Origin of the sequence: Methylorubrum aminovorans, from assembly GCF_022179725.1 — a bacterium.
Taxonomy (GTDB): domain Bacteria; phylum Pseudomonadota; class Alphaproteobacteria; order Rhizobiales; family Beijerinckiaceae; genus Methylobacterium; species Methylobacterium aminovorans.
This window is the reverse complement of sequence record NZ_BPRC01000009.1, coordinates 39,174-62,709: the sequence shown is the minus strand read 5'-3', so window position 1 is coordinate 62,709 and position 23,536 is coordinate 39,174. Positions and strand designations below refer to the sequence as shown.

Genomic DNA, 23,536 nt, shown 5'->3' with positions numbered 1-23,536 from the left:
TCATCCCCCGCCCATGACCGCGCTCAATCAGCACCACCTCTGGCGGCCCTACACCCAGATGAAGACGGCCGCGCCGCCGCTGGAGGCGATCGCGACGCGGGGCACGCGCATCACGCTCAAGGGCGGGCGGGAACTGATCGACGGCATCGCCTCGTGGTGGACCGCCGTTCACGGCTACAACCACCCCTACATCGCCGCAGCGATGGCCGACCAACTGCTGCGCATGCCGCACGTGATGTTCGGGGGCCTCACCCACGCTCCGGCCGAGCGGCTGGGGGCGCGCCTCGCCGCCTTGCTGCCGGGTGAGCTCAACCACGTCTTCTTCACCGATTCCGGCTCGGTCGCCGTTGAGGTGGCGCTGAAGATGGCGGTGCAGCTCTGGCTCAACCGCGGCGAGACCGGCCGCACCCGCGTCCTTGCCTTCCGCGGCGGTTATCACGGCGACACCATGGGCGCGATGTCGGCTTGCGATCCCGAGGAGGGGATGCACCGCCGCTTCGGCGCCTACCTGCCGGCACAGGTCTTTTGCGAGCTTCCGCGCGACGCAGGCCAGGAAGCGGCCCTCGACGCGGCGCTCGCCCGCCACCGCCACGAACTCGCGGCGGTGATCATCGAGCCGCTGGTGCAGGGCGCAGGCGGAATGCTGACCCATCCGCCGGAGGTGCTCGCCACCGTCGCCCGGCTCGCCCGCCGCCACGGCCTGCCGCTCATCGCCGACGAGATCTTCACCGGGTTCGGCCGCACCGGGACGATGTTCGCCTGCGAGCAAGCAGGGATCGTGCCCGACATTCTCTGCCTGTCGAAGGCGCTCACCGGCGGGACGATGGCGCTCGCCGCGACGGTGGCCACCACCGAAATCTTCTCCGCCTTCTGGTCGGACGATCCTGCGGCGGCCTTGATGCACGGCCCGACCTTCATGGCGAACCCGCTCGCCTGCGCGGCGGCCAATGCCAGTCTCGACCTGTTCGAATTCGAGCCCCGCTTGACCCAGGCCCACGCCATCGCCGCGCGCCTGGAGGCGGGACTCGCGCCGCTCCGTCGGGTGGCCGGCGTGCGGGACGTGCGGGTGCTCGGCGCCATCGGCGCGGTGCAGTTCGCGAATGCCCCCGATCTCGCCGACCTGAAGCGCCGCTTCGTCGAGCGTGGCGTCTGGGTGCGGCCGTTCGGGGACATCGTCTACCTCACCCCCGCGCTGAGCATTGAGGCGGAGGATTTCGACCGCCTGATTGCCGCCGTGACGGCGGTGACGGAGGCCACCGCCTGAGGCCGGCTTGCAGCGGCCGGCCCCGCGGCGCAGGGGTGGCCGGCTCGTCCGCAGGATAACCGACGGGCACTCTCCGGGACCCTGCAACCCGCAGCGGGGTTACTCGTTGGATCAGCGCAGCGCAGCGGCTTCCGTCACGGGAAAAGGCCAAGTCTGCGAGCGATAGGTCCGCGAACAACAAGTCTGCGAACAATTCGGGTCGCTGGAGCAAATCGGGGAGAGCGTAAGGTGGCGAGCCAGACCGAGACGACGAATCCGGAAGCCGACCGTCCCGTCATCCTCATCGTCGAGGATGAGGCCTTGACCATCATGGACCTCGGCGACGTGCTGGAGGAGGGCGGCTACGACACCGTGCAATGCGCCTCCGCCGAGCGCGCGCTGTCCATCCTGCAGGCGCGACCGGATATCTGCGGTCTCGTGACCGACGTGCAGCTCTCGGGGCGTGTCGATGGGTTTGAACTGGCGAATTCCGTCGCTCAGGCCCGGCCGAACCTGCCGATCCTGATCGTCTCCGGCCGTGCCTCACCCGATCCCGAGCGCATGCCGGCCGGCGCTCAGTTCCTCGCCCGGCCCTGCGCGGGCGAGGATATCCTGGCCCGCCTCAAGGGCCTGATGCCGCAATGCTGAGCGCTTCGCGCCAGCCCGTCACCGTCTCCGCCAAGCCCTGATCGAGGCGGTAGCGCGGGGAAAAGCCGACCTCGTTCGCCAAGCGCCGGATGTCGGCCTCGATGCAGGCCGGCTCCGTGGGACCGAGCGGCCGCGCTCCGAAATCGATCAGGTCCGGACGGCCGGTGAGCGTACCGATCGTTTCCAGAATCGTCCGCACCGGCACGGCATCGCCCGAGCCGATATTGACGGGACCTTCCACCGCTGAGTCCAGCAGGGCCGCGAAGGCGGCGCCCGCATCGCCGACGTGGAGAAAGTCGCGGCGCTGCCGGCCCTCGCTGGTGGCGAGGCGCTCGCCCGCAAGCAGCGCCCGCGCCGCATCGCCGACGAGCCGGCCCGGCGTCTCACTGGGACCATAGAGGTAGAACAGCCGCCCCCATGCGAGGGAGAGACCGGCGGTGGCCGCGTAGGCCGCGAGGACGCGGCGCAGGCCGTCCTTGGCGGCGCCGTAGAGCGTTGCGGGCTCGCAGGGGGCAGATTCGAAGAGCTGGCCGATTCGGATCGCGGCTGCATCCCCCTCGCTCCGCAGGCGGGGAGTAGGGGATTCGAGTTCTGCGCGCGACAGTGGGTCGATTCGCGTCCAGTCGTACTCGGCACATGTCCCGGCCACCACCGCGCGGCTGCCGCCCGCCTCGCGAAACGTCCGCACGAGGTCGAGGCTCGCGGCAATCCAATCGAGATTGTCCGGCGCCTGCCAGTAGCGGCCGGGCGTGGTGATCCAGGCGAGGTGGAGGAGATGGGTCGCTGCGGCCGCCTGCACGGCGGCGCGTCGCTCGGACGGGTCGAGTAGGTCGGCGGCGTGGAAGGCGTGGACGCCCTCCGGCGCGGTCCGGCCGACCGCGTGAACTTCGAAGCCGCGGGCGGCCAGTGCGGCAACCGCGGGGCGGCCGACGAAGCCGGCCGCTCCGGTGACGAGGACCCGCTTCACCGCCCCGTCCAATCGGGAAAGGCGAGGTCGCGGGCTGCGATGATCGACACCGGCTCGGGCCATGTAAGATCGAAGGCGGGATCGTCCCAACGCACTCCGTCGGCGGCGGAGGCCACGAAGGGCCGGTCGATCATATAGAGGATTTCCGTGTCGTCGCTCAGTGTCTGGAAGCCGTGGGCGAGGCCCGCCGGGATGTAGAGGGCGTGGCGGTTCGCGGCCGAGAGCGTCACGGATAGGCTGCGCCGATAGGTCGGCGAGCCCGGGCGAAGATCGATCACCGCGTCGTGGATCGCGCCGGCCGTGCAACGCACGAGCTTCGTCTCGGCGTGAGGCGGCTTCGAGAAATGCATTCCGCGCACGGTCCCGCGACGGTGGTTGAACGACACGCTCGATTGCGCGAAGCGTCCGACCAGCCCGCGCTCCGCGAATTCGCTCTCGCAATGGGTGCGGGCGAAGAAGCCGCGCTCGTCCGCATGCGGCTCAGGGAGGAGCCGGAACAGGCCGGGCAGCTCAAGTTCCTCGAAGATCATCGAGCTTCAGAACACCGTCAGTTCGGGGATCGCCACGGCGAAGCGCCCGCCCCATTCGCGGATCGCCGCCATCTCCCCGGCGATCTCGTCCTTGAGGTTCCACGGCAGGATCAGCACCGTGTCGGGGCGCATGCCTAAAAGCTCGTCGGGCGAGACCACGGGGATGCGGCTGCCGGGCAGCCATGTGCCCTGCTTGTGCGGCGAGCGGTCGGCCACCGCCCGGATCAGCTCCGGGCCGATGCCGCAATAGTTGAGGAAGGTGTTGCCCTTGGCCGCCGCGCCATAGGCGCAGACGGTCCGCCCCGCCGCCCGCTCCTCGATCAGGAAACGAAGCGCCGCGCATTTGATGTCGGCCACCGCCTGACCGAAGCCGGCGTAGCCGGACGGGTCAAACAGGTTCGCCCCCCATTCGGAGAGCACCACGCGCTCCAACTCCAGCGTCGGCGCGTGCGCGGCGCCCTCGTGGCAGGCGAAGACGCGCAGCGAGCCGCCATGCGTCGGCCATTCCTCGACATCGAACACCCGCAGGCCTTGTCGGCGCAGGAGGCCGATCACCACGCCGAGCGACAGGTAGGAGAAGTGCTCGTGGTAGATCGTATCGAACTGCCGGCTCTCGATCATCCGCAGCAGGTGCGGGAATTCGAACGTCGCCACGCCCTCCGGCTTCAGGATCTCGGCAAAGCCCGCGGTGAAGTCGAGGATGTCGGGCACATGGGCGAGCACGTTGTTGGCCGCCGTCAGATCTGCCTTATGGCCCTCTGCTGCCAGCCGCCGGGCGGTCTCGCGGCCGAAAAAGGCGACTTCGGTGGGCACGCCGCGCTCGACCGCAGCGCGGGCGACGTTGGCCGCCGGCTCGACGCCCAGCACCGGCACACCACGGGCGACGAAGTATTGCAGCAGGTAGCCGTCGTTGCTCGCGACCTCCACGACCTTGCTGTCCGGCCCCAGCCCGAAGCGCGTGATCATCGCGTCGACGTAGGCTTCCGCGTGCCGCAGCCAGCCGGCGGAGAAGCCGGAGAAGTAGGCGTAGTCCGAGAAGATCGCTTCAGGGCTCTCGAAGGCTTCGAGCTGCACCAGCCAGCAGGCGTCGCAGACATAGGCGTGGAGCGGGTGGAAGACCTCGCCCCGGTGGCGCCGCTCCGGCGTGACGTAGGAATTGGCGAGCGGCGACAGGCCGAGATCGCAGAAGGTCCGGGTGAGGGCGGCGCCGCAGGCGCGGCAGGACGGGGCGGTCACGCTGTGACTCCGAGAGGGGCTCCTGGCTGGCCGAGCGCCTCGTAGCGCGCGATCTCGGCCTCGGCCAGAGCGCGGGGATCGGCGCCGGCGGCGGCCGCGCGGTACCACGCGGCGGTCCAGTCGAGCGCGGTGTCGAGGGTCAGGCGCCGGTCCCAACCGAGCCGGGCACGCGCCTTGGAGGCATCGACCTTGAGATAGGTCGCTTCGTGCGGGTGCGTCTTCTGCGAGAGGTGCCAGCGGGCCCCGTCGCCCCAGCCCCGGGCCAGCCGCTCGACGAGGTCGGAGACCGGCCGGCAATCCTCGTCCGCCGGCCCGAGATTCCAGCCCTCGGCGAAGCGGTCTCCGTCGGCGCCCGCGAGACATTCGGCCAGCCGCAGGTAGCCGGCCAGCGGCTCCAGCACGTGCTGCCAGGGACGGATTGCGTGCGGCGCGCGGATCTCGACGGACTCGCCGGCCCCGAAGGCGCGGACGATGTCGGGGATCAGCCGGTCGAGCGCGTAGTCACCGCCGCCGATGACGTTGCCGGCCCGCGCGCTGGCGATCCGCGCCGGGTGGCCGCCTTCAGCGAAGAACGAGGCGCGGTAGGCGCTCGTCACGAGTTCGGCGCAGCCCTTCGAGGCGCTGTAGGGGTCGCGCCCGCCCATCGCCTCGATCTCGCGATAGGCATAGGGCCATTCCCGGTTCTCGTAGGCCTTGTCGCTCGTCACGACGACGACGGCGCGCAGGCCCGGCACCGCCCGCGCCGCCTCCAGCAGGTGGACGGTGCCCATCGTGTTGATTGCGAAGGTGCCGACCGGGTCGGCGTAGGAGGGCCGCACCAGGGCCTGCGCCGCCATGTGGATCACGATCTCGGGCTCGGCCGCCGTCATGGCCTCGGTGAGCGCCGCCAAATCGCGGATGTCGCCGATGCGCGAGTGTTGAGGCGGGAATCCGATCGACTCGAACAGGTTCGGCCGCGTCTCGGGCGCCAGGGCGAAGCCGGTGACCCGGGCGCCGAGGCGAGCGAGCCACAGGCTCAGCCACGCGCCCTTGAAGCCGGTATGGCCGGTGAGCAGCACGCGCCGGCCCGCCCAGAAGGCGGGATCGGGATTCAGCGCGACCATCACCACACCTTCCAGGGCGCGTCGCCGCGGGCCCAGAGTTCTTCGAGGTGCTTCTTGTCGCGCAGCGTGTCCATCGCCTGCCAGAAGCCGGTATGGTGGTAGGCATGGAGCTGCCCGTCGCGGGCGAGGCTCTCCAGCGGCTCGCTCTCCCACACGGTGGCGTCGCCCTCGATCCGGTCGAGCACACGCGGCGAGAGCACGAAGAAGCCGCCGTTGATGGTCGCTCCGTCCCCTGCCGGCTTCTCGCGGAAACTGCGGACGGCGTCGCCGGCGAGGTCGAGGGCGCCGAAGCGGCCCGGCGGCACCACCGCCGTTAGCGTCGCCAGCCGTCCGTGCGCCCGGTGGAAGGCGGCAAGCGCCTTGAGATCGATGTCGGCGACGCCGTCGCCGTAGGTCATGAAGAAATCGTCCTCGCCGAGATAGTCGCGCACGCGCTTCAGACGCCCGCCGGTCATGGTGGCGTCGCCCGTCTCGATCAGCGACACCTTCCAATCCTCTGCGGCCGAGCGGTGGAACTGCACGTCGCCCCGGCCGAGGTCGAGCGTCACATCGCTCAGGTGCAGGCGGTAGTTGAGGAAGAACTCCTTGATGACGTAGCCCTTGTAGCCGAGGCAGATCACGAACTCGGTCACGCCGTGGGCGGCGAAGATCTGCATGATGTGCCAGAGGATCGGCCGTCCGCCGATTTCCAGCATCGGCTTGGGGCGCACCACGGTCTCCTCCGAGAGCCGCGTGCCGAGCCCGCCCGCGAGGATCACGGCCTTCACGGCTGGTCTCCGAGGTTGTGTGTCGTCGCCATCATCGCCACGCCTCTACCATGCGCTGTGCGGCTTGCGGAAACCGCTCAGCGTCGAGTTCGAAGGCGGGCGGGCGGATGCCGAACGGGTCGGGGTAGTACGGGTCGCGGGCGAGCCCCGCGCCCCAGCACTTGCGGAAGCGGCCCTGCTCGGCGGGATCCACGGTGGGGATGCGGTTGCGGCTCTCGTAGTGATGCAGCCGGGCCTCGGCGCAGTAGACCGTGCGCAGGCCGCGCTCGCGCAGCCGCAGGCACAGGTCGATGTCGTTGTAATTGATGGCGAAACCCTCGTCGAAGCCGCCGATGGCCTCGAAATCGGCTCGGCGCACCATCACGCAGGCGCCGGTCACGGCGAGAACGTTGCGGTTGGCGAGGCTGGAGCCGTGATCGCCCGCATCGTCGCCGGGGTATCCGCGGCGGACGTGGTCCGGCAGGCCCTCGCCGAAGACCACGCCGGCATGCTGCAGGCTTCCGTCCTCGAACAGGAGCTTGGGGCCGACCGCGCCGACGCCGGGGATGGCGAGCAGCGCCAGCATCGCCTCGATCCAGTCCGGTGTGATGACGCTGATGTCGTCGTTGAGGAAGATCAGCACCGTGCCGCGCGCGGCGTGAGCGCCGAGGTTCATCTTGGCGGCCACGTTGAAGACCGGCCTGTCCCAGGTGACGGAGCGGGCGCCGAACCGGTCGATCGCCGCGCGTGTCGGGGGACGCAAGTCGCCGTTGTCGACCGCGACGATCTCGATGGTGTCGTAAGTGCTGGTCCCGCAAATGCTGGCGAGGCAGGCGGCGAGCAGATCGACGCTGCGCCCGCCGATGGTGCTGTCGCGCCCGGCGGTCGGGATCACGATCGACACGAGCGGGCGTTCCGACAATACGCGCCGCAGGGCGAAATGCTCGGGCGCCAGCGTACGGACCGTATCGAAACCGCCGGTGCGCCGAGCGCGCCCGGCAAGCGCGCGGGCCGCGGCCTCCGGGGCCGGCGCGGCGGCGCGGCGATGGCAGAGCACCTGCGCGACGTGCCCGACGCGGTCGCTTCGCTCGGTCAGGCGGAGCGCGAGGTCGTACGCGGCCGCGCCCTCGCTCGCAGCCGGGAAACCGCCGACTGCCCGCACCAGGGCGGTCCAGCAGAGGGCGAGGCCGCCGATATAGAAGCTGCTCTCCAGCGTCTCGGGCGACCAATCCGGTTTGAAGAAGGGCTCGCAGCGCGCGCCGTCCGGTCCGATCCGGTCCTCGTCCGAGTAGAGCAGGTCGAGATCGGGCTCGCGGGCGAGCCGTCGGACGAAGGCGAGGAGCGCGTGCGGCGCCAATTGATCGCCGGGCTCCATCGTGGCGAGAAACGGGCCGCGCGCCTGCGCCAGCGCCGCATCGAGGGCAGTGGCGGTGCCGTCGGCGGGTGGCAGCAGACGGATGCGGCTGTCCTCCGCCGCCAGCGCCCGGAGCGCTGCCGATGCCTCCGCGGCGAGGCACAGTTCCCAATCCGGGTAGATCTGCGCCTGTAGGCTCCCGACCGCCTCCGCGAGATGAGACGGATCGACGTCGCCCGCAGCCATGAGAAGCGAGATCAGCGGGCGCTCCGGCAGGGCCGCGACCTGCCTGCGCAGGGCCTCGGCCGAGGGCAGGGCTGTGGCTTCGACCGCCTGAAGCCAGGCGGCGTAGGTGGCGGGCGGGCGCCGTGTCTGCGCTGCACGGGTGAGGCGGCGCCAGATCTCTCGCGGGGGCACACTGCGCGCCAGCCCGAAGGCACGCCGCAGGAGTCGCAGCGGCCGGCGCTCCTGCGGCGGCAGCCGTTCGATGACCTTTTGCGCCGACAGGACAGCCGCCGCGATCCGGCCCGCCCGCTCGACCTGCACGGCGTCGAGGCGGAAGCGCGGGCCGGCCTCGGCGGCTTCCAGGCGCAGGGCGCGGGTGCCGGGCGGCAGGCGGATCAGGTCGTCGGTCCCGCCTTCTCGCAGGGTGAGTCGGTAGCGGCGCGGTTCCGCTTCGCCCGCGGCCTCGACGGCAAGCACCGGCCGCACCACCTCCGGGCGGCAGCGGACGCGGATGCGCGCGCTGGACAGCGCCGCGACCGCCGCCGCCGGGCCGAGGGCGAAGGCCGGATCGGGACCGGTTGCGGTCCAGGTCCCGTCATCGGTGGCGCGGTGGAGGTCGCGCAGCGGATAGAGGCCAAGCGCCTCGCGACGCCTCATCGGATCGGCCCGTTGTCTTGGTTGCGGTGGACGCTCATGCGGCGCCGGAATCCATGAAATCGGCCGCGCCGTGAAGTGATTTCTCGAATGAGTTGTGTCTTGTCCCCCCGGACGCGGCAAAGCGGAACGTTTTTGTCATCGAAGCTTCATCGCCCGTCGGCAGATGCTTGGCGCGCGGGCCGCCCGAGGGCATCCTTTCGGGCAGCGTTCGAGTCCGCGCGTCCGCGAAGGGAAACCGGATCATGTCGGCGGCAAACGAAGCGCTCGCCGTGGCGGCGCAGGGCGAGGCCCCCGGTCAGCCGAGCGGTCGCGGCGCGAAGGACAAGACGGGCAAGACCGTCAAGCGGCTGCGCCCGCCGGCCGCCAAGAGCGTCGGCTGGGCGCTGGTCCAGGCGGCGCGGCTGCATCGCGCCCGCGTCGGTGATCGGCTCGCCGAACTCGACCTGTTCGCCGGTCAGGAGCAGGTGGTACAGGCCCTGGCGGCCGCCGGCAGCATGACCATGGGCGATCTCGCCGCCACCCTGCGGGTGCGCCCGCCCACCGCCTCCAAGACGATCTCCCGGCTCGCCGCCCTCGGCTTCGTCGAGCGCCGGGCCGAGGCGGGCGACGGACGCATCGTGCGCGTGCGCCTGACCGAGACCGGGATGGCCAAGGCCGCCGCGATCGAGCGGATCTGGGATGAGGTCGAGGCCGAACTGCTCGAAGATTTCGACAACAAGGAGCGCCGCCGCCTGCGCAAGCTCCTGCGCCGCGTCGCCCGCAACCTCGCGGAAGCCGCCGGCGTGAGCGGCCACGAGGAAGCCGATCACGAGATCGACGGCGATGACGAGGAGGAGGGCCTGCTGGGGCCGGCGGCCTCCGACGCCGTGGCGCAGTCGTAGGATCCACCGGGCCGGAGCGGCGCCCATTCGGAGTGCTCGCTCCGGCCGTCACAGGATCATCTGATCCCGGCCCGCGCTTGGCCTGAGGATTCAGGCCCGGCCGACCGGCACCATATCGGCGAGTTCGCGCCGGGCGGGGCGGGTGAGGGCGGCGGCCAGCATCGCTTCCAGAACGATGAGGTCGGTTTCCGGGTCGGGCTCCCACCCGCAGGTGCAATGTCCGTCGGGGCCGTGTGCGGCGGCCACCTGCCGGTAGAGCGTGCCGACGGTGCGCGCCGCCGCTTCCAGCGCGGCCATGACATGCATCGGCTCCCGCTGGAGCGCCTGCCAGAAGGCGACCGTGAGCGCCCGCTCCAGCGTTCCCTGCGCATGCCGTTCCGCCGCGTCGGGCGGGGACGTGACGAGGCCGGTGCTCATGCCTGCCCTCTCGCCCGCGCCTCGGCTCGCATCCGTGGGCGGGCTTCGACCGGCACCATCCGCGGTTTTGTCGCGTCGCCAGGCTCTAGCCCCACCAGGGCTTCGAGGCCGCCCCGGCTCAGACCGAGGGCGGAGCCGTCCCACCACGCGAGACGCACCGATTCGAGCAGGGCGTCGAGGGCGCCGAGCCAGGCGGACGGGCTCCGGGACGCGGGGAGCGTATCGCCACGCGAGAGCCACGGTGTGCCGTGGGAAGCATTCGGGAACGGGAGGATGTGTGCCATGGGTTCACCATGGCTCCAACTGTAGATCCGATGCAAGTGATCTTCAAAACATTGGAAATGCTTTAAATGAGTTCTGTTTTGATCCGCTGAAATATCGATTTAGAACAATTCAATCGGTCGAAAAAAGAGCCTGTCGCGTCTCGGCTTGGCCCGCCCGATCAGCGGACCGGCTGGTCGAAGGACGTTGCGGGAAAGGGCTCGCCCTTGAGGGTGAAGTGCCACCATTCCTGCGCGTAGGGGGCGAAGCCGGCGCGAATCATCGCGTCGCGCAGACGGCGGCGGTTCCGAGCCTGCTCCGGGGCGATGCCCGGAAACTCGGTCGCGGAGGCCTCGTCGAAGAGGTCGAAGGGCGTGCCCATGTCGAGTTCTGTGCCGTCGGCGAGGCGCACCAGCGTCAGATCCACCGTCGAGCCGCGGGAATGCGAGGAGCGCTCGGCGATGTAGCCGAGGCGAAATAGGTCCGCCTTGTCGGTGCGGGGGTAGAAGGCGGTCTTCATGCGCGTGTCGGCGGGGTCGCGCGCCCAGGCGGTGAAGTCGGCGACCGCCCGGCGCGGGCGGTAGCAGTCGAACACCTTCAGGCCGAGCCCTTCCGGCGCCAGCGAGGCCTGGACCGCCGCCAGCGCACGGGCCGCCTGCGGCGTCAGCAGGCAGCGCGACGCCTCGTAGCCGGCCACGGGCCGGCCGATGAAATTGTTGGACCCGGCATAGCGCATGTCGAGGACGAGACCCGGTACGACGCCGCTCGCATCGACGAAGGGGCCGGCCTCCGCCGCGGTGGGCTGGGCGGCAGCGAGGGCGAGGCCCGTCACAAGGGTGCGCATCAGGCGCGCCATGCCAGCAGCCCCGCCCCGGCGGCGATCAGCCCGACGCCGGCCCAGTGATGCGGCGCGAGGCGCTCGCCGAGGAAGAGCACGCCGAACAAAGCCACCAGCACGACGCTCAGCTTGTCCAGCGGCGCGACGCGGCCGGCATCCCCCAGCGCCAGCGCCCGGAAGTAGCAGAGCCAGGACGCACCGGTGGCGAGCCCCGACAGGATCAGGAAGACAAGATTTCTGGTGGAGACGCGGGCGAGATCCGGTATCTGCCCGGCGGCGGCGACGATGGCGCCCGTCAGCATCAGGATCACGACGGTTCGGATGAAGGTCGCCACATCCGGCGCGACGCCGTCGATCCCGACCTTGGCAAGGATCGCGGTGGCGGCGGCGAACCCGGCCGACAGCAGGGCCCAGAAGCGCCACGACGAGAGCAGGTCGCTCAACGAAAGCCTCCCTAAAGGGCGTGGCGCATCACGATCAGCGCCAGGGCGAGCCCGCCGATGCCCGCCAGAACCGAGGCGAGCACGTAGGCGAGCGCCGCCATCCAGTCGCCCCGCTCCATCAAGGTGACGGCTTCGAGGGAAAAGGTCGAGAAGGTGGTGAAGCCACCCAGGATCCCGGTAGCCACGAACAGCCGCGCCTGGGGCGGCCCACCGCGTAGTGCCATCCAGCCGGTGACGACCCCCATCAGTACCGAGCCGACGACGTTGATGCCGAGCGTGCCCCACGGGAAGCTCGATCCGAGCCGCACAGCCCAGAGGTTGATCCCGTGGCGCATCACACCGCCGAGGCCGGCACCGAGGAAAACGAGGAGGGTGTTCAAGGCGAAGGCTCGGGATGGAGGCGCAGTCGGGACGCCGGCGTGCAAGGCGCGTGCAGGTCTAGCGCATCGGTGTCGACACGGGGCAGATACAAAAAGAAGCCCGCCGGCTTTGCAGCCGGCAGGCTTCGTAGGGTTCTCGGCAACGATAGGCCTCAGGCCTCGCCGATGATCTTGTCCGGCGTGATCGGCAGGTGGCGGATGCGCTTGCCGGTGGCGTGGAAGACCGCGTTCGAGATCGCGGCGGCCACGCCTACGATGCCGATCTCGCCCAGACCCTTCACGCCGAGTGGGTTCGCCTTGTCCTCCTCGTCCACGAAGATCACGTCGATGTCGTGGATGTCGGCATGCACCGGCACGTGGTACTCGCCGAGATTGTGGTTCATGAACCGGCCGATGCGATGGTCGAGCATCGATTCCTCGTGCAGAGCCGAGCCGACGCCCATGACGATGCCGCCGAGGATCTGGCTGCGGGCCGTCTTCGGGTTGAGGATCTTGCCCGCCGCGATGGCCGAGACCACGCGGGTGCAGCGCACTTGGCCCAACTCCTCGTCGATCTTCACCTCCGCGAAGATCGCCGAGTGGGTGTAGGCCTCGTATTCTTTCGCGAAGTCCTTGTCCGGGGCGGCCTCGCCGGTCGCCTCCAGCTTCTGGGTGCCCGTCGCCTTCAAGACGTCGGTGAGCGCGACGCTCTTCGAGGAGTCGCCCGCCACCTCGATGCGGCCGTTCGTGAACACCACGCGCTCGAAATCGGCATTGGCGAGCGGTGAGTTCTCCATGCCGCGGGCGAGCTTGAACGCCTGCTCGGCGATTGATCGGCAGGCCTTCATGACGGCGGTGCCGGAGGAGGCCGCCGTCCACGAACCGCCCGCCACGGGCGCCTTGGCGAGCTTCGTGTCGCCGAGCTTGGTCGTGACGTGGTCGAGGGGCAGCCCCAGCGTGTCGGCGGCGATCTGGGTCAGGATCGTGTAGGTGCCGGTGCCGATGTCACCCGTCTGGTTGCCGACCTCGAGCCGACCGTCCGCGGTGAGCACGGCCTGCGCGCTCGACTGCATCATCATCGACTCCCAGATGCCAGTCGCCATGCCCCAGCCGACCAGTTCCCGGCCCTCGCGCATGGAGCGCGGCTGCGGATTGCGCCGGCTCCAGCCGAAGCGCTCCGCGCCCTGGCGGAAGCAGTCCTTGAGCGCCTTGGAGCCGAACGGCTTCTCCTCGGTCGGGTCGCTCTCGGTGTAGTTCTTCAGCCGCAGCGCGATCGGGTCCTGGCCGGTGGCGTAGGCCAGTTCGTCCATCGCCGTCTCGATGGCGTAGACGCCGGTGACGGCACCGGGCGCCCGCATGTCGCCCGGCGTCGGGGTGTCGAGCTTGGCGAGGCTGTAGGTCAGTTTGACGTTGTCGCAGTCGTAGAGCACGCCGGACCAGTTGACGACGACCTCCTGGTAATCTTCGTAGGACGACGTGCCCTGCACCGCGTCGTGCTTGAGCGCGGTGAGCTTGCCCGAGCGGTCGGCACCGAGGGAGACGGTTTGGAGTGCCTCCGAGCGGTAGGTGAAGGACCACATCTGGTCGCGGGTCAGCGTCACCCGCACCGAGCGGCCGAGGTCTTTCGCTGCCAGCATCGCCAGGAAGAGCTGGTATTGCGGACGGAGCCCCGAGCCGAAGCCGCCGCCGAGATAGGGGTTCAGCACCCGCACCTGCTCCGGCTTCAGGCCGAAGGCGCTGGCGATGTAGTCGTGGGTGTTCGAGACGCCCTGGATCTTGTCGTAGACGGTGTAGGTGCCGTCCTTCTCCACGACGACGGTCGAGGCGTGCGGCTCCATCGGGTTGTGATGCTCGTCGGCCATCCGGTACTGGCCGTTCACGCGGATCTCGGCAGCGTCGAACGCCGTCTCGGCATCGCCCCACGGCTCCGGTGGTGGCTTGATGCCGGCCCGCTTCATCGGCGGATCGTATGATTCGGGCGCCTGCGCCGCGAGGTCGGTGCGGGGCGCCACGACCCCGTAATCGACCCGCACCAGGGAGGCGGCGTAGCGCGCCGTTTCGAAATCCTCGGCGACGACGAGGGCCACCGGCTGGCCGGAGAAGACGATGCGGTTGGTCGCCAGCGCTTGGAACGGCGCGCCGGGGGGCGCCACCGCGTCCTGGTAATCCTCCGGGTTGTCGGAGGTGGCCGGGCGGTTCTCGTGGGTGATCACCTTGATGACGCCGGGCACGGCCTCCGCGGCCGAGGCGTCGATGCTGCGGATGCTGCCCTTGGCGACGGCGCTCGACACCACCACGCCGTAAGCAAGGTCGGGGGCGGCGAACTCGCCGGCATATTTGGCGAGGCCCGTGACCTTGGCCGGGCCGTCGACGCGGCTGACGGCGCTGCCGACGAAACGGTCGCGGCCAGCCGCCGTGCTGATCTGAACGGTCATGGCTGCTCCTTACTGGATGCGCTTGTCGGACTGGGACTGGGGCGTACCGGCGGCGGCCTGCTCCAGGCCGCGGACGATGGCGCGGCGCGCCAGCTCGATCTTGAAGCCGTTGGTCGCCTGCGGCTTGGCCTCCCGCAGGATCAGGTCCGCCGCCGACTTGAACGTCTCGCGGGTGGCGGACCGACCCTGAAGCAGCGCCTCGGCCTCGGTGTTGCGCCAGGGCTTGTGGGCGACACCGCCGAGCGCGAGGCGCGCGGTGCGGATCGTCTGCCCGTCGAGTTCGAGCGCGGCGGCGACCGAAACGAGCGCGAAGGCGTAGGAGAGCCGGTCGCGCAGCTTCAGGTAGGTGTGGTGAGGGCCGGCAAAGCCATTGGCCGGCAGATCGACGGCGACGATGATCTCGCCGGGTGCGAGGTTGGTGTCCTTTTGCGGCGCGTCGCCCGGCAGGCGATGGAAGTCCGCAAAGGGGATTGAACGATCGCCCTGCGGCCCGCTGACCTGCACCGTCGCCTCCAGGGCGGCGAGCGCGACGCACATGTCGGAGGGGTGGGTGGCGATGCAGTGCTCGCTGGTGCCGAGGATCGCGTGAATGCGGTCGACGCCGCCGATGGCCGAGCAGCCGGTGCCGGGCTCGCGCTTGTTGCAGGGCGTGGCCGTATCGTAGAAGTAGTAGCAGCGGGTGCGCTGCAGCAGGTTGCCGCCGGTTGAGGCCGCGTTGCGCAGCTGCGCTGAGGCGCCGGCCAGGATCGCGTCCGACAAGAGCGGGTAGCGCTCGCGGATCCGGGCATCGTAGGCCAGCGTCGCGTTGGTCACCAGCGCACCGATGCGAAGGCCGCCGTCGCGCTCCTCGATCTTGTCGAGGGGCAAGCGGGTGATGTCGATGAGCTTGCCCGGCCGCTCGACGTCGTACTTCATCAGGTCGATGAGGTTGGTGCCCCCCGCGATGAAGCGGGCCGCCGGGTCGCTGCCCAAAGCCTGCACCGCCTCCGCCACCGTGCTCGGGCGAACGTAATCGAAGCGGTTCATCGGGCGTCTCCCTGGTGCATGACCTCTTCGATCGCATCGACGATGTTGGTGTAGGCGCCGCAGCGGCAGATGTTGCCGCTCATCGCCTCGCGGATCTCGTCGCGGGTCTTGGCGTGGCCCTCGTTCATCAGGCCGACCGAGGAGCAGAGCTGGCCCGGTGTGCAGTAGCCGCACTGGAAGGCGTCGTGCTCGACGAAGGCCTCTTGGATCGGGTGCAGGCTGTTCTTGCCCTCGCGCTGGGCGAGCCCGGCCAGACCCTCGACGGTCGTGATCTCGGCGCCGTCCTTCATCACCGCGAGCGTGAGGCAGGAATTGATGCGGGTGCCGTTCACCAGGACGGTGCAGGCGCCGCACTGGCCGTGGTCGCAGCCCTTCTTGGTGCCGGTGAGGTCGAGGCGCTCGCGCAGGAGGTCGAGCAGCGTGGTCCAGGGTGCCACCTGAAGCGCGCGTCGCTCCCCGTTGATGGTGAGCGTGATGCCGATTGTCCCGACGGCCCCGGGCGAACCGCTGTCGATGAGCATGGTGACATCCGTGATGAGGCGCGGTGCCCGCACGGACGACACGCGAGGCTTCGCGGTGGCTGTGCGGAAAGCGCGTCTTGGAAGGGCGCGGGCTCGGGGCCCGCACCGGGTCGTGTCGATAACCATTCCAAGGTGGCCCTGTTCCGCTTCCCTCTTGGGAGGGGCGGTCCGCTCCGATCACGGACCGGCGAGGCGCGCGCGGACGCTTGCCGGCCGGGCGGGTGAGGCAGCGGGGTTACGTGGAACGCGAAGCTCGGCTAACGCTTCGCGCACGCCGACTTCGAGGAGCCGCCATGGCCGACGCACTCGACCCCGTCCTCAACGACATCGACCGCGATCTGGACAACAGCCTGGAACGGCTGTTCGCGTGGCTGCGCATCCCCTCGATCTCGACGGATTCCGCCTATGCCGGCCATTGCCGCGAGGCGGCGCAGTGGCTCGAAGGAAACCTGACGGCGCTCGGCTTCGAGACTAGCGTCGAGGAGACCTCGCTCCATCCCGTCGTGCTCGCGCATCGCCCGAAGCCGGGGGCGCCGCACGTGCTGTTCTACGGCCACTACGACGTGCAGCCGGTCGATCCACTGAATCTGTGGCGGACCTCTCCGTTCGAGCCGCGCATCGAGGAGGCGGACGGCACGAAGCGGATCGTCGCCCGCGGCGCGTCCGATGACAAGGGTCAGGTGATGACCTTCGTCGAGGCCTGCCGAGCGCATCTCGCCATGAACGGCGATCTGCCGGTCGGCGTCACCATCCTGATCGAGGGGGCCGAGGAGAACGGCTCGCAGGGCCTGCCCGAATGGGTCGAGTCCAACCGCGACCGGCTCAAGGCCGACGTCGCGCTCGTTTGCGACACCGGCATGTGGGATCGGCAGACGCCGCAGATCACCACCTCGCTGCGCGGACTGGCCTATTACGAAGTCAAGGTGACCTGCGCCGACCGCGACCTGCATTCCGGCTTCTTCGGCGGCGCCGCGGCGAACCCGATCCACGTGCTGTCGCGGATCATTGCCGACCTGCACGATACAGAAGGGCGCGTCACCCTGCCAGGCTTCTACGACGGCGTGCGCGAGCCGCCGCCCGAGTTGCTGGAGCAGTGGCGTGGGCTCGGCCTGACGCCCGAGAAGTTCCTGGGGCCGATCGGCCTCAAGGAGCCGGCGGGCGAGCGCGGGCGCCTGCCGATCGAGCTGATCCAATCGCGCCCGGCCTGCGACGTGAACGGCATCATCGGCGGCTACACCGGCGAGGGCACCAAGACCGTCATCGCTTCTCAAGCCTCGGCGAAAGTCTCGTTCCGCCTCGTGGACGAGCAGGACCCGGAGCAGCTCTCGAAGACTTTTGAAGCCTTCGTTCGCGAGCGCATTCCCGACGACTGCTCGGTCGAGGTGATCTGCTACAAGGGCTCGCGGGCGGTCGCGCTGCCCTACGACATGCCGCAACTCGCGGCGGCGCAAGCGGCGCTCGCGGCCGAGTGGGGCCGCGCGGCGGTGGCGGTGGGTGCCGGCGGCTCGATCCCGATCGTCGGCGACTTCAAGCGCATCCTCGGCCTCGACACCCTGCTGATCGGCTTCGGCCTCGACGACGACCGCATTCACGCACCCAACGAAAAGTACGAGCTGACGAGCTTCCACAAGGGCACGCGTTCCTGGGCGCGAATTCTTTCGGCGCTGGCGGCATAAGCGGCTGCGATGAAAGCGGAAGATTCCACCCGCTGCCCTCATCCTGAGGTGCCCGCGCCAGCGGGCCTCGAAGGATCCTCCAGAGGGCGCACGATCCTTGAACGACCCTTCGAGGCCGCTGCGCGGCACCCCAGGATGAGGATGGGCTTGGGAGGTCCGAAGGTCTCCCCAACTGACGACGTGACGGCATGAACGCCGCTGCGCTGTCGCGGCCGAAGCAGGAGCCCGTCCCCGGTCGACTTGTCGAGGCCGCGCCCGGCGCCTGTGTGCTGCGTTTCCCCCTGCCGCCTTCGCTGCCGATTCCGCTGAATATCGCGGCGCCGGAGAATGTGCGGCTGGTGACCTGGGTCTTTTCCGGCCTGGAAGCCGGGGCGCCGGACGGGCCCGTCTGCCTGCTCGTGCTCGAAGCGGAGAGCGCCGCCCTGCGCGGGGGTGTGACCCTGGCCACCCACTTCCGCGACCTCGTGGTACGGCCCGAGCCGGCCGCGAGTGATGCCCTGTCTCCGGCCGAGCGGACCCTGCTCACCCGGGCGCTGCTCTCTGCGGGCACTAAGGGGCTCGCGCCGCTCGGGCGCCTATTCGGCCTCGTCGAGGCGGCGGTCGCCGCGCTGCCGGTCGCCGAGAATGCGCCGGACCTCGCCGATGCGGAGGGCGGCTGGTCGCTCGGTGGCACCGCGGTCCCGCATGGCCTGCTGTTTCGCGCCCGCGCGGGCTGGGGCGGTGCCCGGGTCTCGCAGTCGCGCCTGCGCTTCGGCCGTCATCCGCGTCAGCACCTGGCGCTCGAACCCGTCTGGGGCGCGGCGCCCGAGGGCCTGCCCGAGCGCTCCTTCGCGCTCCATGCCCACGGCTTCACGGCACTGACCACATGGGCCTCCTGATGCCGCCCGACAGCGCGGACAAGCCCGCCATCCTCGTGCTCGCACCGATGCCGGCGGCGCCCGTGAGCGCCGGCAACCGGCGCCGGCTCGCGGCCACCTGCGAGGCGCTGACCCGCGGCGGCTTCGCCATCGACCTCGCCTATTACGCCCACGAGGATCAGATCTACCGCCGGTTCGGCCAGCACCCGCCGACCGATCTTCTGGAAATGGAGCGGAGGTTCCGGAACGTCTTCCTGATCGAAGCCCGCACGGTCATCCCGCTCAAGACGCGTTCGAACGCCTTCGGGATCGACGAGTGGTGCCCCGACGAGGTCGGCGATTTCGTCGCGTGGTACTTCTCAGCCTATCCCGCCACCGGCGCGGTGCTGGTGAACTACGTCTTCCTCTCGCGCGCCCTGGAGCGGGTGCCGCCCGGCGTGCTCAAGCTCATCGACACGCACGACCGCTTCGCCGGCCGCCAAAACCAGTACCGGCCGTTCCGCGCCGAGCCGAACTTCTTCTACACCGACACGACCGGCGAGGCGGCGGGGCTCACCCGCGCCGACGTCGTGCTGGCGATCCAGGCGGCGGAAGCGGAATATTTCGCGGGCCTGACCGACCGCCGCGTCCTGCTGCTGCCACCGCATTTCCCGGCGCAGAAGCCGTTCACCGTGCCGGAGCGGGTGGCGCGCATCGGCTTCCTCGGCCACGGCAATGATCCGAACCTCTTTTCCATCGGCCGCTTCATCCGCGCCTGGCGCGATGGCTGGACGCCGGACCGGCCCGAACTCGTCATCGGCGGCGAGATCTGCCGCAGCCTGCCCGGCGTCGAGGGGCCGGGTGTGCGCCTTCTCGGCTATCTCGATCGACTGGAGGATTTTTACGCCCAGGCCGACCTCGTCGTGGCGCCGATGCTGATGGGCTCCGGGCTCAAGATGAAGGTCGGCGAGGCACTCTCCTTCGGCCGCCCGGTGATCGGCACCGAGATCGGCCTCGAGGGCTTCGAGCCGGTCGAGCCGGCCCATCGCTGCCGGGACGCGGAGGCGGTGAAGCAGGCGGTGCTGGCGGTTGCTGGCGATGCCGAGGCCCTGGCGCGGCTGACGCGAGCGAGCGAGCGGCTGTTTACGCGCTACGCCGAGACGGCCTTGGCGGCAGAGGCGCAGTTGATTGAGCTTCTGCTCGCGCACGAACGTGAACGCACATCCCTCTCTCCCGACCTGCAGGGAGAGACGGATGCTCGACCGGATTCGGCCTCGGCCGTTGGAGGCGGCCTCGTCCTGACCTGCGAAACCTCGGCCCGCTCCCTACCCGCCGCCGACGCCGACCTCGGCGTGCTCGTCGCCACCGAACGGCGACCCGGACATGGTATGGCGGCGGTCTACACGCCGCTGCGGCAGCGATGGTTCGCTCTCGCCGAGGCAACGGCCGACGGTGCCGCGCCGGATCTCGGCGCCCTCGACGTCGCCCTGTCGCCCGAATGGGTGCGTGACCGAAACCTGCCGCCGGCTGCCCGCACGGCGCTCGCCCGCGCCTTTGCCCGGATGCAGGCCGATTGGGAAACGGAGGGTCGCATCGTCGGCTGCGCGGGGGACCGCATCGAGATCGCGACCCTGCTGCCGGGCGTGCTCGTCAGCGGCACCCATCCGGCCGCCATCTTCCTGATTGCGGGGGAGGGGGCTTCCGAACTGCGCCTGGAGCGGGTCACGCCGCTCCATCGTCGCGAGATCCACGCCTATGCCGATCGCACGGGGCGCCTGCCCGCGCCGCTGCCGGTGAGCCTGTCGCTGCGCGGGACGGCGCCTGCGGGCGGCGGGTGCCTTCTGTTCCTCACCGATGACGGCATCGGCCGGATCACGTTGCCGGAGGAAGCGTCCCTCTCATGAGCGAGACTCCCGCCGTCCCCCTGCTCGATACCGTCGATCCCGGCACCGGCCGCCGTGCGGCGCTGGCCGAGGCCGCGCTCATTTTCGACGCAATCCACCGCAACGACGTGCGTGTCGCCTTCGCGCCTGAGCCCGATCCCGACGTCTCCATCGTCATCGTCGCCCGCGATGCCCGCCACCTCCTAGCGCTCACCCTCTACCGCCTCTGCGCGGGCCAAAGGCTGGCAGGCGTCACCTTCGAGGTGGTGCTGGTCGACAACGCCTCGACACCGGAGACCCGCGCCCTCTACCCGCACCTCGACGGGGTGACGCTGATCGAGAACGCCACCAACACCGGCTTCGGCCCCGCCTGCAATGCGGGCGCGGCGCGGGCGCGGGGGCGCTTCATCCTGTTCCTCAACCCCGATGTCGACCTCCTGCCCGGCGCGCTGGCGGCGATGGTCGCCGCCTTCCGCGATCACGAGGGTGCCGGCATCGTCGGCGCCCGCCTCGTCTTCCCCGGCGGCGTGCTGCAGGAATCCGGCGCGGGCTTTCGCGATGACGCGGGGCTTACCCACCCCCACGGTCGTGGCAACGCCGACCCCTTTGCCCCGGAGCACGCCGCGACCCGTGATGTCGGCTACGTCTCGGGCGCCGTTCTGATGATCGAGCGGACGCTGTTCGAAGCGCTCGGCGGCTTCGATCCGCTCTTTGCGCCGGCCTATTTCGAGGACACCGACCTCTGCCTGCGCTGCCATCAGGCCGAGCGTCGCGTCATCGTGCAGCCGCGAGCGGTCGCGATCCACTACGAGAACGCCACCAGCGCCCGCCGCGAGGACGTGGAAGCGCTGCTCGACCGCAACCGCGCCCGCTTCCTCGACCGCCACCGGCAGAGTCTGTTCGCGCAGGGGCCGCAGCCGCGCGGCACGGGCCTCCTCGATCACGACCCGTGGCGCCTGCGGGTGCTTTACGTCGATGACCGGGTGCCGCATCTCGATCTCGGCGCCGGCCTGCCGCGGGCCAACGCCATCCTCAACGCCATGGCGGCTCTCGGCTACGCCGTGACCTTCTTCCCGAATTACGAGGCGGATGCCGAGGAGGCGCAGCGTTACCGCGACCTCGATGAGCGCATCGAGATTTCCTACGCCAGCGGCGACGACGGCTTTGCCCGCCTGATCGCCGAGCGGCGCGACCATTACGACGTGCTCTGGGTGAGCCGCCCGCACAACATCCTGTTCGTCACCCAGGCGCTGCACGCCGCCGGTCTCGATCCGCGCAGCTTCGTGCGCTCGAAGGTGATCTTCGACTCCGAGGCCCTGTTCGCGCTGCGCGACTTCGTCACCGAGGCCGCGAGCGCAGGCAGCGCGACCGCGGCCGATCTGGCATGGCAGGCGGAGCGCGAGACGCGCCTGTTCGGGCTCGCCGACGCAGTGGTCTGCGTCTCGCCCGCGGAGGCGCGGGTGCTCGCCCGCTACAGCGCCTGCAACGCCACCGTGCTCGGCCACGCCTTAACCTTGCCCGAGGCGCCGACGCCGGGTTTTTCGGAGCGTGCGGGCTTCGTCTTCGTCGGCGCGCTCGCGCGTGAGGGCCAGCCCAACGTCGACTCCCTGGACTGGTTTTTCGCGCATACCTGGCCACTCGTCCGCGCGGCGCTGCCGCAGGCCGCACTGACGATCGTCGGCGGGATCGCGCCGGAGATCCGGGAGCGCTACGCGCGAGAGCCGGGCGTGCAGGTGACGGGCCGGGTACCGCAGACCGAGCCCTTCCTCGACGCCGCCCGCGTCTTCCTGGCTCCGACCCGCTTTGCCGCCGGCATTCCGCACAAGGTTCACGAGGCGGTGGCACGGGGACTCCCCTGCGTCGTTACGCCGATCCTCGCCGATCAGGTCGGCTGGGCGGACGGGACCGGCTTCCTCGTGCGCGACTGGCGCGACCCGAAACCATTCGCAGCGGCGCTGGTGGCGCTGCACGAGGACGCCGCGTTGTGGCACTCGGTCCAAGCGGCGGGGTTCAAGACCATCGCCGCCGATTGCGACGCCGGCGCCTTCACTGCGGCGATCCGCTCGCTCTGTGAGGCGCAGGTGGTGGCATGAGCGCTTCGCCCCTCGCCCGCCTCGTCAGCCTCGCCACCGGTGCCTTACGCCGCGCCGTGATCGGCCGCGTGCCGAAGCTGTTCGATGCCGCCTATTACCGTGAGCGCAATCCGGGCGTGGCGCACAGCGGCCTCGATCCGTTCCTGCATTACGCGTGGCTCGGCGCTCGCCGGGACCGCAACCCGAGCGCCGATTTCGACACGGCCTTCTACCGTCGCCAGAGCGGCTGGACTCGGCTCGACCCCGTGCGGCACTACCAGCGGATCGGCGCGGCGCAGGGCCTCGATCCGAGCCCCGGTTTCAGCACCAGCCTCTATCTCGCCCGCTACCCCGACGTGGTCGCGGCGGGGATCAACCCGCTCCTCCATTTCCGCACCGATGGCCGGCGGGAGGGCCGCGAGGCGTCGCCTTCGCCGATCGAGCCCGACCGCCTGCGGGCGCTCGACGGCGTGGCGGAGGATCACAACCGCACCCTGCCCGAGGCCGGGGGCGGGCGCTTCGTCCTGACGCTGCTGCGGGACAGCCCCCTCGACCGTGCGGCAGAGTTCGCGCCGCGCTTCTGCCTCCAGCTCTGCGTCGACGGCGTCGAGTACGACGCCCTGCTCGACGCCTTCCGCGCCTTCGAGGCCGGTTCGCAGGCCGCGCTCACCCTGGAGATCGATACCGGCGCCGGTCCGCACCCGCCGATGCCGACCCAGCTCCTCGCCTTCGAGCGCTGCTTCCTCTCGCGCTCGGGCGACGGCCGGGTGCTGGGCCTGCGCTACGCCGAGCTGCGGGCCTGGGACCTGCGCCTCAAACGCCCCGGCGTGGCGGCCGTGTTCCGGGGCGGCCATTTTTCCGCGCGGTCGCTCGCGGAAGGGGAGGGGTGGCCGGCGGCCTGATTCGCGCCCGGCAACCGGGAAACCGGACCAGCCACCGACGTTCCTCCAGCGAAGAACCCGAGCAGGAAGGTCCCCCATGAGCATCGACGACCGTACGCCGCGCGAGGAGCGCCCCGACTCGACCGGCCCCAACGCCCGGCCGCGTGACACCACCATCGGCCAGACCGGCGAGGGCATCCCCGATGACAGCGGGCAGCCGGTGCAGGTCGACGAGGCTGAGGCCAAGCGGATCGAGGAGAAGATCCGGGCGCTGTAAAAGCCGTGCGAAGCGATCCTG

General features: G+C 70.3%; 23 protein-coding genes. 9 read left to right on the top strand and 14 right to left on the bottom strand.

Annotation, left to right across the window (positions count from 1 at the left end):
- Positions 1–13: 13 nt before the first annotated feature.
- Complete coding sequence (locus MFF24_RS13945) at positions 14–1,264, top strand: adenosylmethionine--8-amino-7-oxononanoate transaminase (protein ID WP_238225005.1); 1,251 nt, start codon at positions 14–16, stop codon at positions 1,262–1,264.
- Between the two features lie 228 nt (positions 1,265–1,492).
- Positions 1,493–1,891 (top strand): response regulator, encoded by a 399-nt coding sequence (locus MFF24_RS13940; protein ID WP_108938822.1) that lies wholly within the window; start codon positions 1,493–1,495, stop codon positions 1,889–1,891.
- Here MFF24_RS13940 and MFF24_RS13935 read toward each other — a convergent pair.
- The 6 genes from MFF24_RS13935 to MFF24_RS13910 are packed head-to-tail and all read right to left on the bottom strand — an operon-like array spanning position 1,866 to position 8,709.
- Positions 1,866–2,858 (bottom strand): NAD-dependent epimerase/dehydratase family protein, encoded by a 993-nt coding sequence (locus tag MFF24_RS13935; protein WP_238225003.1) that lies wholly within the window; start codon positions 2,856–2,858, stop codon positions 1,866–1,868. The genes MFF24_RS13940 and MFF24_RS13935 overlap by 26 nt on opposite strands.
- The gene (locus tag MFF24_RS13930; protein WP_238225000.1) at positions 2,855–3,388 is read right to left on the bottom strand and encodes a dTDP-4-dehydrorhamnose 3,5-epimerase family protein; all 534 of its coding nucleotides are present in this window, start codon (positions 3,386–3,388) and stop codon (positions 2,855–2,857) included. The genes MFF24_RS13935 and MFF24_RS13930 overlap by 4 nt, the downstream gene beginning before the upstream one ends.
- Positions 3,389–3,394: 6 nt before the next feature.
- Entirely contained in the window at positions 3,395–4,624 is a 1,230-nt protein-coding gene (locus MFF24_RS13925; protein ID WP_238224998.1) for a class I SAM-dependent methyltransferase, read from the bottom strand.
- Entirely contained in the window at positions 4,621–5,727 is a 1,107-nt protein-coding gene (rfbG, locus tag MFF24_RS13920) for a CDP-glucose 4,6-dehydratase (RefSeq protein ID WP_238224996.1), read from the bottom strand. Before rfbG ends, MFF24_RS13925 begins: the two co-directional genes overlap by 4 nt.
- The gene (rfbF, locus tag MFF24_RS13915) at positions 5,727–6,494 is read right to left on the bottom strand and encodes a glucose-1-phosphate cytidylyltransferase (RefSeq protein ID WP_133089873.1); all 768 of its coding nucleotides are present in this window, start codon (positions 6,492–6,494) and stop codon (positions 5,727–5,729) included. Before rfbF ends, rfbG begins: the two co-directional genes overlap by 1 nt.
- Positions 6,495–6,525: 31 nt before the next feature.
- Positions 6,526–8,709, bottom strand: a complete 2,184-nt coding sequence (locus tag MFF24_RS13910) for a glycosyltransferase family 2 protein (RefSeq protein ID WP_238224993.1) — start codon at positions 8,707–8,709, stop codon at positions 6,526–6,528.
- A gap of 242 nt (positions 8,710–8,951) precedes the next feature.
- Between MFF24_RS13910 and MFF24_RS13905 the strand changes: the two genes are divergently transcribed.
- Positions 8,952–9,590 carry a MarR family winged helix-turn-helix transcriptional regulator gene (locus MFF24_RS13905; protein WP_238224991.1) on the top strand — a complete coding sequence of 213 codons (639 nt, stop codon included), beginning with the start codon at positions 8,952–8,954 and terminating at the stop codon, positions 9,588–9,590.
- Between the two features lie 90 nt (positions 9,591–9,680).
- On the opposite strand, the gene MFF24_RS13900 is transcribed toward MFF24_RS13905, so the two are convergent.
- The 8 genes from MFF24_RS13900 to MFF24_RS13865 form a co-directional block, all read right to left on the bottom strand.
- Positions 9,681–10,007, bottom strand: coding sequence for a hypothetical protein (locus MFF24_RS13900; protein ID WP_238224989.1), 327 nt, complete (start codon positions 10,005–10,007; stop codon positions 9,681–9,683).
- The gene (locus tag MFF24_RS13895; RefSeq protein ID WP_238224987.1) at positions 10,004–10,291 is read right to left on the bottom strand and encodes a hypothetical protein; all 288 of its coding nucleotides are present in this window, start codon (positions 10,289–10,291) and stop codon (positions 10,004–10,006) included. The genes MFF24_RS13900 and MFF24_RS13895 overlap by 4 nt, the downstream gene beginning before the upstream one ends.
- 158 nt (positions 10,292–10,449) lie before the next feature.
- Positions 10,450–11,112 carry a M15 family metallopeptidase gene (locus MFF24_RS13890; protein ID WP_238225183.1) on the bottom strand — a complete coding sequence of 221 codons (663 nt, stop codon included), beginning with the start codon at positions 11,110–11,112 and terminating at the stop codon, positions 10,450–10,452.
- Positions 11,112–11,549 carry an EamA family transporter gene (locus MFF24_RS13885; protein ID WP_238224984.1) on the bottom strand — a complete coding sequence of 146 codons (438 nt, stop codon included), beginning with the start codon at positions 11,547–11,549 and terminating at the stop codon, positions 11,112–11,114. The genes MFF24_RS13890 and MFF24_RS13885 overlap by 1 nt, the downstream gene beginning before the upstream one ends.
- Before the next feature lie 11 nt (positions 11,550–11,560).
- Entirely contained in the window at positions 11,561–11,884 is a 324-nt protein-coding gene (gene crcB, locus MFF24_RS13880) for a fluoride efflux transporter CrcB (protein WP_238225181.1), read from the bottom strand.
- A 197-nt stretch (positions 11,885–12,081) separates the two neighbouring features.
- Entirely contained in the window at positions 12,082–14,343 is a 2,262-nt protein-coding gene (locus tag MFF24_RS13875; RefSeq protein ID WP_238224982.1) for a xanthine dehydrogenase family protein molybdopterin-binding subunit, read from the bottom strand.
- Positions 14,344–14,352: 9 nt separating this feature from the next.
- The gene (locus tag MFF24_RS13870; protein WP_238224981.1) at positions 14,353–15,369 is read right to left on the bottom strand and encodes an FAD binding domain-containing protein; all 1,017 of its coding nucleotides are present in this window, start codon (positions 15,367–15,369) and stop codon (positions 14,353–14,355) included.
- Positions 15,366–15,890 carry a (2Fe-2S)-binding protein gene (locus tag MFF24_RS13865; RefSeq protein ID WP_056501342.1) on the bottom strand — a complete coding sequence of 175 codons (525 nt, stop codon included), beginning with the start codon at positions 15,888–15,890 and terminating at the stop codon, positions 15,366–15,368. The genes MFF24_RS13870 and MFF24_RS13865 overlap by 4 nt, the downstream gene beginning before the upstream one ends.
- Before the next feature lie 293 nt (positions 15,891–16,183).
- Here MFF24_RS13865 and MFF24_RS13860 point away from each other — a divergent pair, with 293 nt between their 5' ends.
- The 6 genes from MFF24_RS13860 to MFF24_RS13835 all read left to right on the top strand — a co-directional run bounded on the left by MFF24_RS13860 (position 16,184) and on the right by MFF24_RS13835 (position 23,515).
- Positions 16,184–17,566: a M20/M25/M40 family metallo-hydrolase gene (locus MFF24_RS13860; RefSeq protein ID WP_238224979.1), complete on the top strand. Its 1,383-nt coding sequence runs from the start codon at positions 16,184–16,186 to the stop codon at positions 17,564–17,566.
- A 188-nt stretch (positions 17,567–17,754) separates the two neighbouring features.
- On the top strand, positions 17,755–18,444 hold the full coding sequence (locus MFF24_RS13855) for a hypothetical protein (RefSeq protein ID WP_238224977.1): 690 nt from the start codon (positions 17,755–17,757) through the stop codon (positions 18,442–18,444).
- Entirely contained in the window at positions 18,444–20,306 is a 1,863-nt protein-coding gene (locus MFF24_RS13850) for a glycosyltransferase (protein WP_238225179.1), read from the top strand. Before MFF24_RS13855 ends, MFF24_RS13850 begins: the two co-directional genes overlap by 1 nt.
- Complete coding sequence (locus tag MFF24_RS13845) at positions 20,303–22,378, top strand: glycosyltransferase (RefSeq protein ID WP_238224975.1); 2,076 nt, start codon at positions 20,303–20,305, stop codon at positions 22,376–22,378. The genes MFF24_RS13850 and MFF24_RS13845 overlap by 4 nt, the downstream gene beginning before the upstream one ends.
- Positions 22,375–23,259, top strand: a complete 885-nt coding sequence (locus tag MFF24_RS13840) for a hypothetical protein (protein WP_238224973.1) — start codon at positions 22,375–22,377, stop codon at positions 23,257–23,259. The genes MFF24_RS13845 and MFF24_RS13840 overlap by 4 nt, the downstream gene beginning before the upstream one ends.
- A 76-nt stretch (positions 23,260–23,335) precedes the next feature.
- Positions 23,336–23,515 carry a hypothetical protein gene (locus MFF24_RS13835; RefSeq protein ID WP_238224972.1) on the top strand — a complete coding sequence of 60 codons (180 nt, stop codon included), beginning with the start codon at positions 23,336–23,338 and terminating at the stop codon, positions 23,513–23,515.
- Positions 23,516–23,536 lie beyond the last annotated feature (21 nt).